This window comes from Nocardiopsis sp. iso_237 (assembly GCF_056173345.1).
Map to the genome: position 1 here is coordinate 1684010 of NZ_CM149669.1, position 15961 is coordinate 1699970.

The window sequence follows — 15961 nt, forward strand, 5'->3', positions numbered from 1 at the left end:
TGATTAACGGAAAGGTTGAATAGGCAGATGGCGAACGATCCGCTCAGTCTGACGTTCGCCGCCCTGGCGGACCCGACCCGTCGGGCGATCCTCGCCCGGCTCGCGGAGGGCGAGGCCACGGTCAACACCCTGGCGGAGCCGTTCGACATCAGCCTCCAGGCGGTCTCCCGGCACCTGAAGGCCCTGGAACGGGCCGGGCTCATCACCCGGGGCCGCGACGCCCAGTGGCGCCCCTGTCGTTTGGAGCCAGCGCCGTTGGAGCAGGTCAACGAGTGGGTGGACCGCTACCGGGGCCACTGGGAGGGGCGCTTCGCCCGCCTGGACGAGGAACTTCGCAGGATGCAGCGCAGCACCGGAGGAGAGCAGAGCCATGAGTGACCTCAGCATCGTCGCCGAACCGGGCCGTCAGGACATCGTGATGACCCGCACCTTCGACGCCCCGCGTGACGTCGTCTTCCGTGCCATGACCGACCCCGCGCTGCTGCCGAAGTGGTGGGGGCTCAGCGAGACCGAGACGGTCGTCGACCGGTTCGACTTCCGCTCCCAGGGCAACTGGCGGATCGTCGAGCGCGACACGGACGGGCGGGAGTACGGCTTCCACGGCGTCATCCACGACGTGAGCGCGCCCGAGAGCTACACCCAGACCTTCGAGTTCGAGGGCATGCCCGGGCACGTCCTGATGGAGACCCACCGCCTGGAGGAGGTCGACGGAGGTACGAGGTACACCTCCACCGCCGTCTTCCAGAGCGTGGAGGACCGGGACGGCATGCTCGCCTCCGGAATGGAGACCGGCGCCGGGCAGTCCATGGACCAGCTGGAGGAACTGGTCCGGTCCCTGGTCTGAAGCACGGGCGCCCGCGGCCCGGCCCCGGGCCGGGCCGCGAACCGTGCCTGTGGACGGCGCCGAACCTGTCGTCACCGGCGGGTACTGTCGATCCGTGGCAGATCTCCCCGACGTACCCACCCTGCTCGGCGCGGCCGTCAAGGCCCTGGGCGGCAGCAGCCGAGAGGGTCAGCAGACCATGGCCGACGCCGTCGCCTCGGCGGTCGAAGAACGTGAACACCTGGTGGTCCAGGCCGGTACCGGCACCGGTAAGTCTCTGGCGTACCTGGTGCCCGCGATCAGACACGCGATGGCGACCCGGACCCCCGTGGTCGTCTCCACCGCCACCATCGCGCTCCAGAACCAGCTGATCGACCGCGACCTGCCGCGCCTGGCCGCCGCCCTGACCCCGCTGCTCCCCCGCGAGCCCACGTTCGCCGTGCTCAAGGGGCGGCGCAACTACCTGTGCCGCAACCGCATGCAGACCGCCTCGGAGGAGGAGGCCGAGGGCAGCGAGCTCTTCGACGCCCGCCAGCTCTCCTCCCTGGGCCGCCAGGTCGCCCGCGTGCACGAGTGGGCCGAGGAGACCCTCACCGGAGACCGCGACGAGCTCGTGCCCGGCGTGAGCGACCTGGCCTGGCGCCAGGTGTCCGTGGGCGGGAACGAGTGCATGGGCGCCCGGGTCTGCTCCTTCGGCCAGGAGTGCTTCGCGGAGTTCGCCCGCGAGGCCACCACCGGGGTGGACGTGGTGGTCACCAACCACGCCATGCTCTCCATCGACATGTCGCAGGGCTACCACATCCTGCCCGAGCACAACACGATCATGATCGACGAGGCGCACGAGCTGGTGGACCGGGCCACCTCCGTGGCCACGGGAAGCCTCACCGAGCGCACCGTCACCACCGCCGCCAAACGCGCCGCCCGCCTGGTCGAACCCGGGATCAGCGAACGCCTCAGCGAGTGCGCGGACGGACTGGCGCTGATGTTCACCGAGGTGCCCGAGGGGCGTCTCGACCACATCGACGAGGGCCTCGCCGGGGCCGTGGCGGCGGCCCGGGACGCCTCCGCCGCGTGCATCGCCGCGATCGGGCCCTCCCCGGGCGAACTCGACCCGGACACCGCCTCCGACCGGCGCCTGGCCCTGGCCGCACTCGCCGAGGTCCGTGAGGCGGCCGAGCGGGTCCTGGAGTCCTTCGAGCCGCCGCTCCGCGACCGCACCGAGATCGTCTGGCTCACCAAGGTCCCCGCGCGCCCGCCCACACTCAACGTCGCCCCGCTCGGGGTGGGCGGCCTGCTCCGGGAGAAGCTCTTCGGTGACCGCACCGTGGTGCTCACCTCCGCCACGCTCACCCTGGGCGGCGACTTCACCGCCCTGGCCCGGCAGTGGGGGCTCGGTCGCGAGGTCGCCCAGGAGGCCGCCGAACGCGCCGCCCGCGGCGTCGGCGCGGTGGAGGAGACCCCGGACGAACCCGCGGACCCGGCGGGCGAGGCCGGGAAGGACACCGACGAGGACGGTCCGCACCGCGCGGCCGGGGAACCGCGCTGGCGCGGCCTCGACGTCGGGTCGCCCTTCGACCACGGCCGCAGCGGCATCCTCTACGTCGCCCGCCACCTGCCCAAACCCGGCCGCGACGGGCTCTCCGACGCCTACCTCGACGAGATCGCCGAGCTCATCGAGGCCTCCGACGGCCGGGCCCTGGGCCTGTTCTCCTCGATGCGCGCCGCCCAGCAGGCCGCCGAGGAGCTGCGCGAGCGCCTGGACCAGCCCATCCTGTGCCAGGGCGAGGACTCCACCGGGCAGCTGGTCCGCCGTTTCTCCGAGGAGGAGCGGTCCTGCCTGTTCGGGACCCTGTCCCTGTGGCAGGGCGTGGACGTGCCCGGCCCCTCGCTCCAGCTGGTGATCGTGGACCGCATCCCCTTCCCGCGCCCCGACGACCCGCTGGCCTCCGCCCGCCAGAGGGCCGTCTCCGCGCACGGGGGCAACGGCTTCCTCTCGGTGTCGGCCACCCACGCGGCGCTGCTGCTCGCCCAGGGGACGGGGCGCCTGCTGCGCTCCACCGACGACCGGGGGGTGATCGCCGTCCTGGACCCGCGCCTGGCCACCGCCGGGTACGGGGGGTTCCTCCGGGCCTCCCTGCCGCCCTACTGGGGGACGGCCGACCCCGAGGTCGCACGATCGGCACTGCGTCGCCTGGCCGAGAAGGCCGGGGCCGCGCGGGACGAGTCCGCTGCCTGAGCGCGTCCGTGACATGACGGCGGCCGGGCGCCCCTCGGGGGCCCGGCCGTTGCCGTCGTATCGGGATCGAGCCGTGTCCTGTGGCCCAGCGCCCGTACGCTGCCGTGTCGTTCCGGCGTCTCGCCGGGTCAGCCCCGTGTGCGGTAGCCGAAGAGACGGATCGCGTACCCGGGGGAGTCGTCCTCCGGCTCCTGGATCTGCCAGCGGTCGTCGTGTTCGCCCACCAGCAGCTCGTTCCACATCATGTCGATGAGTTTGAGCCGGGACACCACCGAGGCCTCGGGGTCGAGCACGATCGAGTAGGCGTGGTCGGTGAGCCGTTGGGTCACCATGCCCACGGACTGGCCGTCCCAGATCGCCGGCACGGGGGCGTGGCCGATCTCGACCCCGCACAGCCGCAGCTGCTCGACCTCCTCGTCGAGGGCCTCCGCCGCCAGGGCTCCGTCGAGCCGCAGGGCGTCCTCCAGCTCGTCACGGTCCTCGTCGCCACGCAGGTAGGCGTGGTAGGTGCGGTAGCCGCACGGGCGGCACTTGCGCCAGACCACGCAGCGGGCCAGTCCGTAGGCGGACTGCGCCTCACCGACACTCTGGTGGTCGCTCACCTCGCGAACCATGCCGCATTCGCAACACAAGGCAGTGAGATCCTGCTTCATCAGAGTCCCCCCTCCCAGGCGAGTATGCGACGGATGGAGGCCGTTAGGGAACCCGTTCGGCAAGGAAGTCGAGGCAAGGACTCGTCATCAATGCCCAAAATGACCGGGTGACGGGTTTCGGACGTGCTCAGAGGGGGTGTGGACGTGGCCGGTCTCACCCCGGGGCGGTATGCTCCGCCCGCGCCGGTCGGAGGGTTCACTCGTCCATGGACAGGCCCCGCTTGTTCCGCTCGGTCCAGTCGCGCATCCGCTGCGGATAACCCACGATCTGCACGTCGTACGCGGGCTTGGCCAGGTCGCTCGCCACCTTGCGGATCACGTCCGGGGAGCCGCAGCGTCGGCGGATCCACTCCCCGTCCGTGGCGACGGCGACCGCCGTGGCCCGCGTGGCGAAGGTTTCGGGCTCGACGAAGAACTCGACCCCCACCCGGCTCTTGGCGAAGTCGATCAGCGCCTTGATGTCCGAATCCTCGGCGGCGCGGTCGAAACGGGCCTTGCCCTTGCGGTTGGCCTTACGGAGTCCGAACCGGTCTCGCCATCCCATCGACGCTCATGTCTCCCTCGTGCCGCTCAGTACCAGCCGCTCGCTGGACACCTCCGAGTCTATCGGCCGTGATCCGCCACAGGAGGGGCCGGAGTGCCCGCCCCGCACCGGGTTCACGCGTTCTCCAGACAGCCCTGTCACCACGCTGCTACGTTCTGTTCGCACATGCCACTGGGGGGAGACACCATGACGATGTGGACATGGGTGGGGGAGACCGGACGTCAACTCCGCGCCGCCGGACAGGACGAACTGGCGGAAGCCGTCACGGAGCTGCCCGTACTCAGCGAAGCGGGCGACGCGGTCAAGGTGGAGGCGCTGGCCAGGTCGGCCATGCGGACCGCCCGCCGTCTCGTCGCCGAGGCCGCGAAGTCCGACAACCCCGCGCCCACGGCGGTTCCGGCCTCGGTGCCGGGGGTGTTCGGCCCGCCGACCCTGTTCTTCCTGGCGCACTGGCCGCTCGCGGTGCGCGTGGGGTCCCTCGGGGAGGGGCGCCGCGCCCTGGAACAGGCCAGGGCCGTGGTCGAGGACGAACCCGCGCCGACCCAGTACGGTCCGCTGGCGGTCTCCGCCCTGGAGACACTGGTCCGCTGCCACGCCAACATCGACGCCAGGGGCACCACCGACCAGCGCCGCGAACTCCTCTCCGCCCGGCGCCTGTCCGGCTGGGAGGGCACCCCTGCCTGGCCCGCCTTCACCCTGGCCCGCGTCCACCTGCTCATCGACGAGGGGCAGGCCGACCGCGCCGAGGCGGAGCTGCGTCGCTACGACCACACCGCCACCGGCCCCGCCGTGCTCGGCGCGGAGGGTGTCTTCGCCCTGGTCAGGGCTCTGCGTCACCAGGACAAGCACACCGACGCCCTGGACGCGCTGGACCGGATGGAGGCCGAGCTCGACCTGGGTGGCAGGGGCGGCGACGGTTCCGCCGTCAACCCGCGCCGCGCCGCCCTGCTGCGGATGATCCGCTTCGAGCGCGCCCGTCTGCTGTCCTGGTTGGCCCGCCTGGGACTCTGCGACGCCCGCCAGGCGATCGGCCTCCTGCCCACCGTGGAGGAGGCCGAGACCTACCCGAAGCTGCGTTCGGCGTGGGTGGAGTCGGTGGAGAACCTGGTCTGCCAGGGGAGTGTCCGCAACGACTGGCGGCTGGGCGTGCGGGTGACCACGTGGTCCCGCTACTTCGAGCGGGTGGGGGCGCCCCGGCGGGGCGCCGAACTCGCCCTGTCCGCGTCCCGGCTGGCCAGCGGCCGGGGGGCGCGGTGGGTGGCCGAGTGCTCCGCGCAGCGGGCCGAGCGGCTCATCCGGGAACTCGGCGCCGCCGAGGAGATCACCGGCGACCTGGTCGAGGTGCGGTCCATGGTGCGGGGACTGGAGGCGGTCCAGCCGCTGGCTCCCTCCGGCGGCATCCTCGACTTCCTCCGGGCGCAGAAGGCCGAGGAGGTCAACCCCGAGCAGCAGGCCGAGCAGGTGAACGTGGCGCTCATGGAGCGACCGCACGACTCCGCCCTGCTGAGCGCGCTCGGGCAGGTGGGACGCACCCTGATGCTCTCCGACGTCGCCACCGAACCCCAGTGGCGGCACGTCCGCGAACAGCCGGGTGACCAGCGCGCCGCCCTGTCGCTGCTGGAGACGCTGCTGCACGACAACGACACCGCGGGGGTGCGCGACCTCGTCCGCACGCTGGCGGCCGGTGCGCTCGTACGCGAACACGCGTCGCGGGTGGAGCCCCAGCCGGTTCCGGACCGCCCCCGGACGGGTGACCCGAGGCCGGTCCCGGAGGGTCCGGTGGTGCGGGAGCCGCAGCTGGCGCAGGGCCGTCCGCCGACGGACGACGCCCAGCCGGTCGTGGCGCGCCCCCAGGTGGTGGAGGCCCCGCCGGTTCCGGACCACCCGCCCGTGCGGGAGCCGCGGGAGGCCGCCGGGGCCGTGCGGTTCGGGGCCGGAGGCTGAAGGGCCCCCCTGGTGCCGCCGTCGGAGCGGGGGTCAGCGGGGCAGGAGTGAGCGGCCCGCCGGGTAGGTCAGGGCCGCCGGGGGGAGTTCGGCCGGGCGGCCGCTGGCCAGGACGGTGACCCGGCCCGGCCGGTCGGTGGTCGGAGCGGTCGCGGTCTCCTGACCGCTCCCCTCGGCCGCTCCCACCCTGCGCAGGGTCTGGGCGGCCACCGCCCGGGCCGCGGTGAACAGCTGCGCCCTGCCGGAGAGGGCCCGGGAGATCTCCTCGTCCACCAGGTCGTAGTGCGTGCAGCCCAGCACCACGCCACGGACCTCCGGCGGGGTGAGGGAGGCGGCGTACGCCACGGCCGCGCCGATCCGCGCGGGGTCGGCGGACTCCACCGCCTCGGCCAGGCCCAGGCAGGCGACCGGGGTCACCGCCACGTCCCGGGCGAAGGTCACCACGAGCCGCTGCTGGTACTCGCTGCGGGTGGTGGCCTCGGTGGACCACACCGCGATCGGGGTTCCCGCGGCGGCCGCGGGCTTGATGGCCGGGACGGTCCCGATCACCGGGACGTCCGGTTCCAGTTCGGTGCGCAACCGGTTCAGGCCGTGCACCGACGCCGTGTTGCACGGCACCACCACGGCGTCCAGGGAACCCGCCGCGTCCAGGGCGGCGCGGGCCCCGGCCAGGGCCCGGTCGATCACCTGTTCCGGGGTACGGGGACCCCACGGCATGTGGTCCGGGTCCATGGACAGGTACAGGTCGGCGTCGGGCCGTGCCGCGTGCAGGGCCGAGGCCGTGGACAGCATGCCGATACCGGAGTCAACGAGAGCGATGCGCACGGAACCGCATCCTATGCGGACCGTCCGGTAACACTCACATCACCCCAGGTGACAGCGGCGTCGTCGCCTCCGGTTCCTCCCGCGCCCCCCGGCCTCCGCGCCGCGGCCAGTACCCTTCGCCGCCCGAGAGTGGGTAAGACACGTACCGAAATGGGGTGGCCGTGGACCGATACCGATAGGTAGAACTGAGGGGATCGGCCTGCCGCGGCACGCCACCACCGGTCCTGGCCGACCCAAGCTGTGCGTCGTCAACAGTCAGGGGAACCCCGGTATGACTCCGAAACAGCCCGGTACGACATCCAGTTCCGGCCCCCGGTCCCCACGGGGGCCGTCGGCGGTCACGGGGCTCGCGGATCACGTCGCGGCGGTCGAACGGCTTCGGCACGACTACCGGTCCCTCCCCGAGGGAGCCCCCGTGCGGCTGGCCAAACCGACCTCCAACCTGTTCCGGTTCCGCGAGCGGTCCTCCGCCCCGGCCCTGGACGTGTCGGCCTTCTCCGGTGTCATCGCCATCGACCCCGTCGAGCGCCTCGCCGACGTCGGCGGCATGACCACCTACGAGGAACTGGTGGCGGCCACCCTCCCGCACGGGCTCATGCCCACGGTCGTGCCGCAGCTGCGCACCATCACGCTGGGCGGGGCGGTCACCGGGCTGGGCATAGAGTCCTCCTCCTTCCGCAACGGCCTCCCGCACGAGGCGGTCCAGGAGATGGAGATCCTCACCGGCTCCGGCGACGTCGTCACCGCGACCCGGGACAACGAGCACAGCGACCTGTTCCACGGCTTCCCCAACTCCTACGGCACGCTCGGGTACGCCCTGCGCCTGCGCGTGGAGCTCGACCCCGTCTCCCCCTACGTGCACCTGCGCCACCTGAGGTTCCACGACTCCTCGACGGCGATGGACGCCCTCGCCGAGATCTGCGCCGACGCCTCCCACGAGGGGCGGCCCGTGGACTTCGTGGACGGGGTGGTGTTCGGCCCCGACGAGCTGTACCTGACGCTGGCCCGGTTCACCGACCACGCGCCCTGGACCAGCGACTACACCGGCAACGACGTCTACTACCGCTCCATCGCGCGCTACGCCGACCCGGAGAGCGGATCCACCGGCCCCGGCGACTACCTCACCGTGCACGACTACCTCTGGCGCTGGGACACCGACTGGTTCTGGTGCTCCCGCGCCTTCGGCACCCAGAACCGGTTCGTGCGCCCGCTCTGGCCGCGCTCCCTCAAGCGCTCCGACGTCTACCGCAGGCTCGTGGCCTGGGACCGGCGCACCGACTTCTCCCGGCTCCTGAACCACTACCGGGGCCGCCCGCAGCAGGAGCCCCTCATCCAGGACATCGAGGTGGGGGTGGAGCGCGGCGCGGAGTTCCTGGACTTCTACCACGCGGAGATCGGCATGACCCCCATGTGGATGTGCCCGCTCCGGCTGCGTGAACCCCGCCGCGCCGGGCTCTCGGAGGGCGAGCACGTCTGGCCGCTCTACCCCCTGGAGAACGACCGCCTGTACGTGAACTTCGGGTTCTGGGGGCTGGTCGACACCCGGCCCGGCCAGCGCCGCGCCCACCACAACCGCAGGGTCGAGGAGGAGGTCACCCGGCTGGGCGGCCACAAGTCCCTGTACTCGGACTCCTTCTACTCGGAGGACGACTTCTGGGCCCTCTACAACGGCACCGACTACGGGGACCTCAAGGAGACCTACGACCCCCGGGGTCGGCTCCTGGACCTGTACGCCAAGTGCGTACGCAACCGCTGAACCCACCGCCGAGCAGTTGACAGGACCACCGGGCGGCGACCTGTGGGCAGGGGCCGCGTACGGGAGGGAAGAAGGACATGAGCATGCGGCTTGCAGAGATCTTCGAGCGTGTCGTCGGACCCGACGCGCCCATCCGGTTCACCGCCTACGACGGCAGCTCGGCGGGGGACCCCGACAGCGAGGTCACGGTGAACGTGCGGACCCCGGTGGCCGTCAACTACCTGGCCCAGTCGCCCAACGCGGTGGGGCTGACGCGCGCCTACGTCTCCGGCCACCTGGAGCTGGAGGGCGACATGTACACCGCGCTGAGACACATGGCGGACTTCACCTTCGCGGAGGGCGTCAACGTGACCGCCCGGGACCTCCTCGCCATCGTGGGCTCGGTGGGCTGGGTGAAGTTCGTGAACAGGGTGGCGCCGCCGCCCCAGGAGATGCGGAAGGGCACCCTGCTCGGGCGGGGGATGCGGCACTCCAAGCAGCGCGACGCCGAGGTCATCCACCACCACTACGACGTCTCCAACGATTTCTACGAGATGGTCCTCGGGCCGTCGATGACCTACACCTGCGCGGTCTTCGACGAGGAGGACGGCGCCCTGGACCGGGTGGGCGAGTTCGACGGGGCCCTGGAGAGCGCGCAGTTCCGCAAGTACGACCTGATCTCGCGCAAGCTGGGTCTGGAGAAGGGGATGCGCCTGCTGGACGTCGGCTGCGGCTGGGGCGGCATGGTGCGCCACGCCGCGCGCGAGCACGGGGTCAGGGCGGTCGGCGTGACCCTGTCCAAGGAACAGGCCGAGTGGGGCGCGAAGAGGATCGCGCAGGAGGGCCTGACCGGGCTGGCCGAGATCCGGCACATGGACTACCGGGACGTCCCGGACGGCAGCTTCGACCGGATCAGCTCGATCGGGCTGACCGAGCACATCGGGGCCCGGAACCTGGACCCCTACTTCGCCTCGCTCAACGCCAAACTGGTGCCCGGCGGTCGGCTGCTCAACCACTGCATCACCCGTCCCAGCAACAACCTCAAGCCCATGAACACCAAGGGCGTCATCAACAGGTACGTCTTTCCCGACGGCGAGCTGGAGGGCCCCGCGCAGATCCAGACCGCCATGAACGACGCCGGTTTCGAGATCCGCCACCAGGAGAACCTGCGCGAGCACTACGCGCTGACGCTGCGCCACTGGGGCGCCAACCTGGAGCGCGACTGGGACCGGGCCGTCGCCGAGGTGGGGGAGGGCACCGCCCGCGTGTGGCGCCTCTACATGGCCGGGTGCGTCCTGGGCTTCGAGCGGGACGTCGTACAGCTCCACCAGATGCTGGGGGTCAAGCTGGACGGCACCGACGCGCACATGCCCCTGCGGCCGGACTTCTGACCGCGCCACGGCGGCCCGCCACGACCGCCCGGAGGGACCGCCGGTCCATGGGCCGTCCCGGACAGGGGTGTTCGCGTTGCGCGGACACCCCCGTCCCCGGCCCCCGCCTGCGCCACGGAACGGCGCCGACGCGGCATCATGGAGCCGTCAGATCCAGCAGCCGTGAAGGGACCCACCCCGTGTCCTCCGACGACAACGCGCCCCAGGGCGACCCGACACCCGAACACGACCTGCCGGAGCACGTCAGGGAGACCGCGATCGCGCTGATCAGCGCCTACGCGGACCACAACCGCGAGGAACTGGACCGGGTCATCCCCCGGGCGGCGGACGACGTCGAGGACGTCATGTCCGAGCTCCGGGTGATCGCGGCCTTCCTCGGCCGCCGCGTCCAGGAGACCGGTGTGGTGTGGAAGCCCGCCGACTCACGCGAGGCCGTGGCGCGCACCGTGGCGGAGATGCTCCCGCCGGAGCTGGAGTTCGCCGTGTCCACCGCGTGGGAGGCCCACTCGATCGGTGAGGAGGAGACGGCCGAGCGCCTCGCCCAGGGCGACCGCATGGTGTTCGCGCACATGCTCGCCGCCTTCTGCGCGGCCGTCGGGCTCGCCGTCTACAAGCGCGCCGAACTCGTCTCGACCCTGCGCCAGGTGACCGGTCTGAGCGACTGACGGTGACCACCCGGCCGATCGGAAACGCCGACTGGAACCGCCTGCCTAACAGGTCAGACACAAGTCGCAGTGGTTTACTTCACAAGTCGTCCTTCTTTACGTAGGTTTCCTACCAACCCTCAGGGGACCCTCGAAAAGGAACGGGAGGCGAGCCGATGGCCCGCAGACGAGTACACGAGTACGTCACCCTTCCCGCAGCCGCACTGAGCCTGGTGCTTGCGGCGACGGCCTGCGGAGGCGGTGACGGCGGCGGGAACACCGACTCCCTCCAGGTCTGGATCATGGAGGGGACCAACCCGGACGCCAGCGCCTTCTTCGACGCGGTCAACGAGACCTACACCGAGCAGACGGGCATCGACGTCGAGGTCGAGTTCGTGCCCTGGGCCGACGCCCAGAACAAGATCTCCACGGCCATCGCGGGCGGTACCGTTCCCGACGTCGTCGAGCTGGGCACCACCTTCACCCCGGAGTTCGCGGACGCCGGGGCCCTGCACGACCTCTCCGGGTACGTCGACGACCCCTCCAGGTTCCAGCAGGAGATGTACTCCATGGGCGTCATCGACGACGCCGCGTACGGGGTGCCCTGGTACGCGTCGATCCGCTCGGTCATCTACCGCAAGGACATCTTCGAGGAGCACGGCCACGAGGAGCCGACCAACTGGGAGGAGCTGCGCGAGACCGCCACGGAGCTCGCTGAGGCCGAGGACGGCATGATCGGCTTCCCGGTGCCCGGCCAGGCCCAGTACTCGGTCATGCCGTGGGTGTGGGGCGGCGGCGGCGAGGTCGCGGTCCAGGAGTCCGACGGCACGTGGACCTCCACGATCAACTCCCCGGAGGGTCGCGCGGGGGTCGAGTTCTTCACCAACCTCTCCCTGGAGGACGACCTGTCCACCACGGGCGCGGTCAACTGGAACGAGATCAACGTCATGGAGTCCCTCGCCGACGAGGAGGCCATCATGGCCATCTCCAACAGCTCCAACCCCAAGGCCATCATCGAGTCCAACCCCGACCTGGAGGGCAAGCTCGGCGCGTTCGTGCTGCCCGGCCAGGACGAGGGGTACATGGACTCCTTCGCCGGCGGCTCGCTGCTGTCGGTGTTCGAGGGCACCGGCAACGAGGAGGCCGGCTGGGAGTACGTCGACCTCCTCACCCAGGGCGAGTACTTCGACCGCTGGGGCGAGGAGAGCGGCTTCTTCCCGGCCGGTGTCGCGGAGATCGAGGCCTACGCCGAGTCCGGTGACCCGCTGGTCGAACCGTTCGCCGTCCAGCTCCTGGAAGCGGGCAAGAGCACCCCGGCCGTCCCCGCCTGGTCCCAGGTGGAGGCCGAGGGGATCATCGTCGGCATGCAGCAGGACATCCTCAACGGTGAAGCGACCGTCGAGGAGGCCACCGACCGCGCCGCCGAGTCCATCGAGACCATCCTCAACGAGGGAAACTAGTTGCCACCCGCCACACCGGTCCGGCCGCCCAAGGGCGGCCGACGCGCGCCGCTCCTGGGTATGAGGGGGCGGCGCGCCCTCCTGCCCTGGGCCCTGCTGGTGCCCCCGCTCGGGGTCATCGGCGTACTGCTGCTGTTCCCCATCGGCCGGATCGTGTGGCTGTCCTTCCGGGACTTCAAGCTGCGCAACCTGGTCTCGGGGGAGTCGGACTTCGTCGGGCTGGGAAACTACGTCAGCCTGCTCACCGACCCGTACCTGTGGCGTGTCGTCCTGGTCAACACGGTCGTGTTCGCCGTCGTCGCGGTGGTCGCTACCGTCGTGCTGGGCACGCTCGTCGCCCTGCTGCTGGCCAACCTGAAACCCGTCACGCGGGTCATCGTGGTCTCCTGCGTGATGGTGGCCTGGGCGATGCCCGCCGTCAGCGGCACCTACGTGTGGATCTGGATCTTCGACGTGGACCAGGGGGTCGTGGCGCAGGCCCTGAAGTCCCTGGGCCTGATCGAACCGTCCGGCTACAACTGGTTCGCCGACCGCTTCTGGTTCTACGCGATCGTGACGCTCAACATCGTGCACAGCGGGTTCCCGTTCGTGGCCGTCACGGTCCTGGCCGGACTGCTCACTGTGCCGAAGGAACTGCACGAGGCGGCCCGGATCGACGGAGCCGGGGCGTGGAAGCGCTTCTGGCACGTCACGTTCCCGACGCTGCGTCCGGTGTTCGCCGTGGTCACGGTGCTCTCGACCATCTGGGACTTCAAGGTGTTCGCGCAGATCTACCTGATGCCCGGCGGTGACGTCGGCGGCTCCCAGATGCTCAACCTGGGCGTGTGGGCCTACGTCCGGTCCTTCGGGCAGAACGACTTCGGCATGGGCTCGGCCATCGCGGCCCTGCTCACGCTGCTCCTGCTGGGGATCACGGTCGTCTACCTGCGCGCGCTGTTCCGGGAAGAGGAGCTGAGATGACGCCAACCCCGCCCGGACGAGGAGGCCCCTTGGACACGCACACCGCCGACACGTCCTCCGGAGCGTGGGAGGAACGGGTCCGGGCCTCCCGGCGCCGGGGCGGCGCGCTGCGGGTCTGGCGCTCGGTCGGCAAGGCCGCCGGGGTGAGCGTGCTCCTGTTCTTCACGCTGTTCCCGGTGTACTTCATGCTGATGAGCGCGTTCTCGGACAGCACGACCTCCGGGACCGGGGCACTGCTGCCCACCTCGTTCACGCTCGACAACTTCGTGTACGTCATGACCGAGGCCAACTTCGGCCGGTACCTGCGCAACTCGCTGACCGTCGCGGGGATCACCGTGGCCTTCGCGTGCGTGCTGTCGATGCTGGCGGCCGTGGCGGTGGCGCGCTTCCGCTTCCGGTTCCGCACCGCCGTGCTGGTGATGATCCTGATCGTGCAGATGGTGCCCCTGGAGGCGCTGGTCATCCCGCTGTTCATCCAGGTGCGCGACCTCCAGATGCTCAACACGGTGATCGGGCTGAGCATCGTCTACGTGGCGCTGTCGCTGCCCCTGGCGGTCTGGATGATGCGCGGCTTCGTGGCGGCCGTCCCCAAGGAGGTGGAGGAGGCCGCCTACATCGACGGCGCGACCTGGCCGCAGATGTTCTGGAAGGTGCTGTTCCCGCTGGTGGCCCCGGGCCTGGTGGCCACGGCGATCTTCTCGTTCATCGTCGCCTGGAACGAGTTCGTGCTGGCGTTCACCTTCATGACGCAGAGCACGAACTACACGGTCGCCGTGGGCCTGCGCCAGTTCTTCGGCCAGTACGCCAACGACTGGGGGCACGTGATGGCGGCCTCGACGATCATCACCATCCCGGTGATGGTGTTCTTCATCCTCGTCCAGCGCTGGATGGTCTCCGGCCTGGTCCAGGGGGCCGTCAAGGGGTAGCCGCCACTGGAAGGCGGCGGAACCACCCCGTACTGCCCGGACGCGCGGGGGGTGGGGGCGCGGACACCCGCGCCCCCACCCCGACGCTCACCCGGCGTCGCGCAGTTCGCGCTTGAGGATCTTGCCGGTGGAGGTCATCGGCAGCTCAGCGCGGAACTCGACCTGGCGCGGGTACTTGTACGCGGCCAGTCGCTCGCGGGAGAAGGCGATCACGTCGTCGACGGAGGCCTCGGCCCCTTCCTGGAGGATCACGAACGCCTTGACCTCCTCGCCGTGGCTCTCGTGCGGCACGCCCACCACGGCGGCCAGGCTGATCGCCGGGTGGGTCATCAGCACCTCCTCGACCTCGCGCGGGTACACGTTGAAGCCGCCGCGGATGATCATGTCCTTGGAGCGGTCGATGATGAAGTAGAAGCCGTCCTCGTCGCGGCGGGCGATGTCGCCGGTGCGGAACCACCCGTCCCTGATCACCTCGGCGTTCACCTCGGGACGCTCGTGGTACCCCTTCATCACCAGGTGCCCCCGGACCGCGATCTCCCCGACCGGCTCCCGGTCGCCCTCCCGGACGACCTCGTTCCACTCGGGGTCGATCAGCTTCATCTCCACACCCCAGACCGGGCGGCCGATGGACCCGGTCTTGGCTCCGGTGGCGGGGTTGTTGAACGAGGCCACGGGGGAGGTCTCGGACAGGCCGTAGCCCTCCTTGATGCCCACGCCGAAGAGTTTGGTGAAGTCCTCGGCCAGTTGGCCGGGCAGGGCCGAACCACCGGAGACGGCGTCGACCATGTTGGCGGCGATGCCCTCCAGGTCGTACCTGCCGGGCTCGGCGTTCCGCGCGGCGTTGAGCAGTCCCCAGTACATGGTGGGCACTCCGGCGAACCCGGTGACGCCCTCCTTCTGCATGAGCTCCAGCGCCTGGTCCCCGTCGAAGCGCGGCATGAGGACCATGGTGCCGTGGCGGTACAGCGACGCGTTCAGCATCACGGTCTGGCCGAAGATGTGGAACAGGGGGAGGACGGTCAGGGACACGTCGCGGCCGTCGGGGTGCGCGTTGACCAGGCCCGAGGCGACCACCGCGTTCATCATCAGGTTCTGGTGGCTCAGCTCGGCGCCCTTGGGCTTTCCGGTGGTGCCGCTCGTGTAGATGATGACGGCGGTGTCGTCGGCCCCGGACTGCACGGTCTCGAAGGTGCCCGGCTGCCCGGCCAGCGCCGCCCAGATCGTCTCCGCGCCCTCGATGGTGGACTCGGTGGCCCCGGCGACCGCGGGCATGTCCACGAAGATCTCGCAGCCGTCCACCTGGTTGAACGCCTCGAAGGAGCGCTGTCCCAGCGGGAGGTCGGGGGTCCCGGTGAAGGCGAGGAGCGCTCTGGCCCCCGAGTCCTCCAGGTGGTAGGCGATCTCACGCGGGGTGAGGAGGACGTTCAGCGGGACGACCACGGCCCCCGCCTTGAGCGCGCCGAAGTACACGAACGGGAAGTACGGAAGGTTGGGGCTGGCCAGCGCCACCCGGTCGCCCGGACGGATGCCCCTGGAGACCAGCAGGTTCGCCACCTGGTTGGCGATCATGTCGGTGACCGCGTAGTTGAGCCGGGTGTCGCCGAAGACCAGGCACTCCTTCTCGGGCGCGGAACGGGCGCCGTCCTCGAGGAGAACAGACAGGTTGAACATGGGGGCCTCCGCAGACAAGTGAATCCGGACCGGTGAGACGAGAGACAGGTGTGACCTGAATCGCGTGTTCTGCGCCACTTTGACGGCAGAGTAACAAACCGGACGGTCGGTGTGGAGGGGCAGAGGGTCCGAAAGACCACCGGTGTGCT

14 protein-coding genes are annotated in these 15961 nt (G+C 70.7%); 10 read left to right on the forward strand and 4 right to left on the reverse strand.

The annotated features are described in order from the left end of the window. The first annotated feature begins 27 nt into the window (after window positions 1–27). From AC0VYM_RS07665 to AC0VYM_RS07675, 3 genes are all read left to right on the forward strand, one after another. Window positions 28–378: an ArsR/SmtB family transcription factor gene (locus AC0VYM_RS07665; RefSeq protein ID WP_475460514.1), complete on the forward strand. Its 351-nt coding sequence runs from the start codon at window positions 28–30 to the stop codon at window positions 376–378. Further along, entirely contained in the window at window positions 371–844 is a 474-nt protein-coding gene (locus tag AC0VYM_RS07670) for an SRPBCC family protein (RefSeq protein ID WP_475460516.1), read from the forward strand. The genes AC0VYM_RS07665 and AC0VYM_RS07670 overlap by 8 nt, the downstream gene beginning before the upstream one ends. 94 nt (window positions 845–938) lie before the next feature. Next, the gene (locus AC0VYM_RS07675; RefSeq protein WP_475460518.1) at window positions 939–3059 is read left to right on the forward strand and encodes an ATP-dependent DNA helicase; all 2121 of its coding nucleotides are present in this window, start codon (window positions 939–941) and stop codon (window positions 3057–3059) included. 128 nt (window positions 3060–3187) lie between these two features. On the opposite strand, the gene AC0VYM_RS07680 is transcribed toward AC0VYM_RS07675, so the two are convergent. Continuing rightward, window positions 3188–3712, reverse strand: a complete 525-nt coding sequence (locus tag AC0VYM_RS07680) for a DUF6315 family protein (protein ID WP_475460520.1) — start codon at window positions 3710–3712, stop codon at window positions 3188–3190. 196 nt (window positions 3713–3908) lie between these two features. Further along, a complete protein-coding gene (locus tag AC0VYM_RS07685; protein ID WP_475460522.1) occupies window positions 3909–4256 on the reverse strand; it encodes a hypothetical protein in 348 nt (115 codons plus the stop codon). Between the two features lie 186 nt (window positions 4257–4442). On the opposite strand from AC0VYM_RS07685, the gene AC0VYM_RS07690 reads away from it, so the two are divergent. Next, entirely contained in the window at window positions 4443–6200 is a 1758-nt protein-coding gene (locus AC0VYM_RS07690) for a hypothetical protein (protein WP_475460524.1), read from the forward strand. A gap of 33 nt (window positions 6201–6233) precedes the next feature. On the opposite strand, the gene AC0VYM_RS07695 is transcribed toward AC0VYM_RS07690, so the two are convergent. Next, window positions 6234–7025 carry a glutamate racemase gene (locus AC0VYM_RS07695; RefSeq protein ID WP_475460526.1) on the reverse strand — a complete coding sequence of 264 codons (792 nt, stop codon included), beginning with the start codon at window positions 7023–7025 and terminating at the stop codon, window positions 6234–6236. A 271-nt stretch (window positions 7026–7296) separates the two neighbouring features. On the opposite strand from AC0VYM_RS07695, the gene AC0VYM_RS07700 reads away from it, so the two are divergent. The 6 genes from AC0VYM_RS07700 to AC0VYM_RS07725 all read left to right on the forward strand — a co-directional run bounded on the left by AC0VYM_RS07700 (window position 7297) and on the right by AC0VYM_RS07725 (window position 14141). After that, window positions 7297–8781, forward strand: coding sequence for an FAD-binding oxidoreductase (locus tag AC0VYM_RS07700; protein WP_475460528.1), 1485 nt, complete (start codon window positions 7297–7299; stop codon window positions 8779–8781). Window positions 8782–8864: 83 nt separating this feature from the next. Further along, window positions 8865–10151, forward strand: coding sequence for a class I SAM-dependent methyltransferase (locus tag AC0VYM_RS07705; protein ID WP_475460530.1), 1287 nt, complete (start codon window positions 8865–8867; stop codon window positions 10149–10151). A gap of 179 nt (window positions 10152–10330) precedes the next feature. Further along, entirely contained in the window at window positions 10331–10816 is a 486-nt protein-coding gene (locus AC0VYM_RS07710) for a hypothetical protein (RefSeq protein ID WP_475460532.1), read from the forward strand. 155 nt (window positions 10817–10971) lie between these two features. Further along, the gene (locus tag AC0VYM_RS07715; protein ID WP_475460534.1) at window positions 10972–12255 is read left to right on the forward strand and encodes a sugar ABC transporter substrate-binding protein; all 1284 of its coding nucleotides are present in this window, start codon (window positions 10972–10974) and stop codon (window positions 12253–12255) included. 60 nt (window positions 12256–12315) lie between these two features. Further along, on the forward strand, window positions 12316–13215 hold the full coding sequence (locus AC0VYM_RS07720; RefSeq protein ID WP_475462966.1) for a carbohydrate ABC transporter permease: 900 nt from the start codon (window positions 12316–12318) through the stop codon (window positions 13213–13215). A gap of 29 nt (window positions 13216–13244) precedes the next feature. Beyond that, window positions 13245–14141 (forward strand): carbohydrate ABC transporter permease, encoded by an 897-nt coding sequence (locus AC0VYM_RS07725; RefSeq protein ID WP_475460535.1) that lies wholly within the window; start codon window positions 13245–13247, stop codon window positions 14139–14141. An 87-nt stretch (window positions 14142–14228) separates the two neighbouring features. Here AC0VYM_RS07725 and AC0VYM_RS07730 read toward each other — a convergent pair whose 3' ends face one another. After that, window positions 14229–15812, reverse strand: a complete 1584-nt coding sequence (locus AC0VYM_RS07730; protein ID WP_475460537.1) for a long-chain-fatty-acid--CoA ligase — start codon at window positions 15810–15812, stop codon at window positions 14229–14231. Window positions 15813–15961: the final 149 nt, after the last annotated feature.

Bases quoted from the DNA above. Each gene is read 5' to 3' on its own strand.
- AC0VYM_RS07690 (WP_475460524.1), top strand. From the start codon at position 4,443: ATGACGATGTGGACATGGGTGGGGGAGACCGGACGTCAACTCCGCGCC.
- AC0VYM_RS07700 (WP_475460528.1), top strand. From the start codon at position 7,297: ATGACTCCGAAACAGCCCGGTACGACATCCAGTTCCGGCCCCCGGTCC.
- AC0VYM_RS07680 (WP_475460520.1), bottom strand. From the start codon at position 3,712: ATGAAGCAGGATCTCACTGCCTTGTGTTGCGAATGCGGCATGGTTCGC.
- AC0VYM_RS07665 (WP_475460514.1), top strand. From the start codon at position 28: ATGGCGAACGATCCGCTCAGTCTGACGTTCGCCGCCCTGGCGGACCCG.
- AC0VYM_RS07670 (WP_475460516.1), top strand. From the start codon at position 371: ATGAGTGACCTCAGCATCGTCGCCGAACCGGGCCGTCAGGACATCGTG.
- AC0VYM_RS07715 (WP_475460534.1), top strand. From the start codon at position 10,972: ATGGCCCGCAGACGAGTACACGAGTACGTCACCCTTCCCGCAGCCGCA.
- AC0VYM_RS07730 (WP_475460537.1), bottom strand. From the start codon at position 15,812: ATGTTCAACCTGTCTGTTCTCCTCGAGGACGGCGCCCGTTCCGCGCCC.
- AC0VYM_RS07720 (WP_475462966.1), top strand. From the start codon at position 12,316: ATGAGGGGGCGGCGCGCCCTCCTGCCCTGGGCCCTGCTGGTGCCCCCG.
- AC0VYM_RS07685 (WP_475460522.1), bottom strand. From the start codon at position 4,256: ATGGGATGGCGAGACCGGTTCGGACTCCGTAAGGCCAACCGCAAGGGC.
- AC0VYM_RS07705 (WP_475460530.1), top strand. From the start codon at position 8,865: ATGCGGCTTGCAGAGATCTTCGAGCGTGTCGTCGGACCCGACGCGCCC.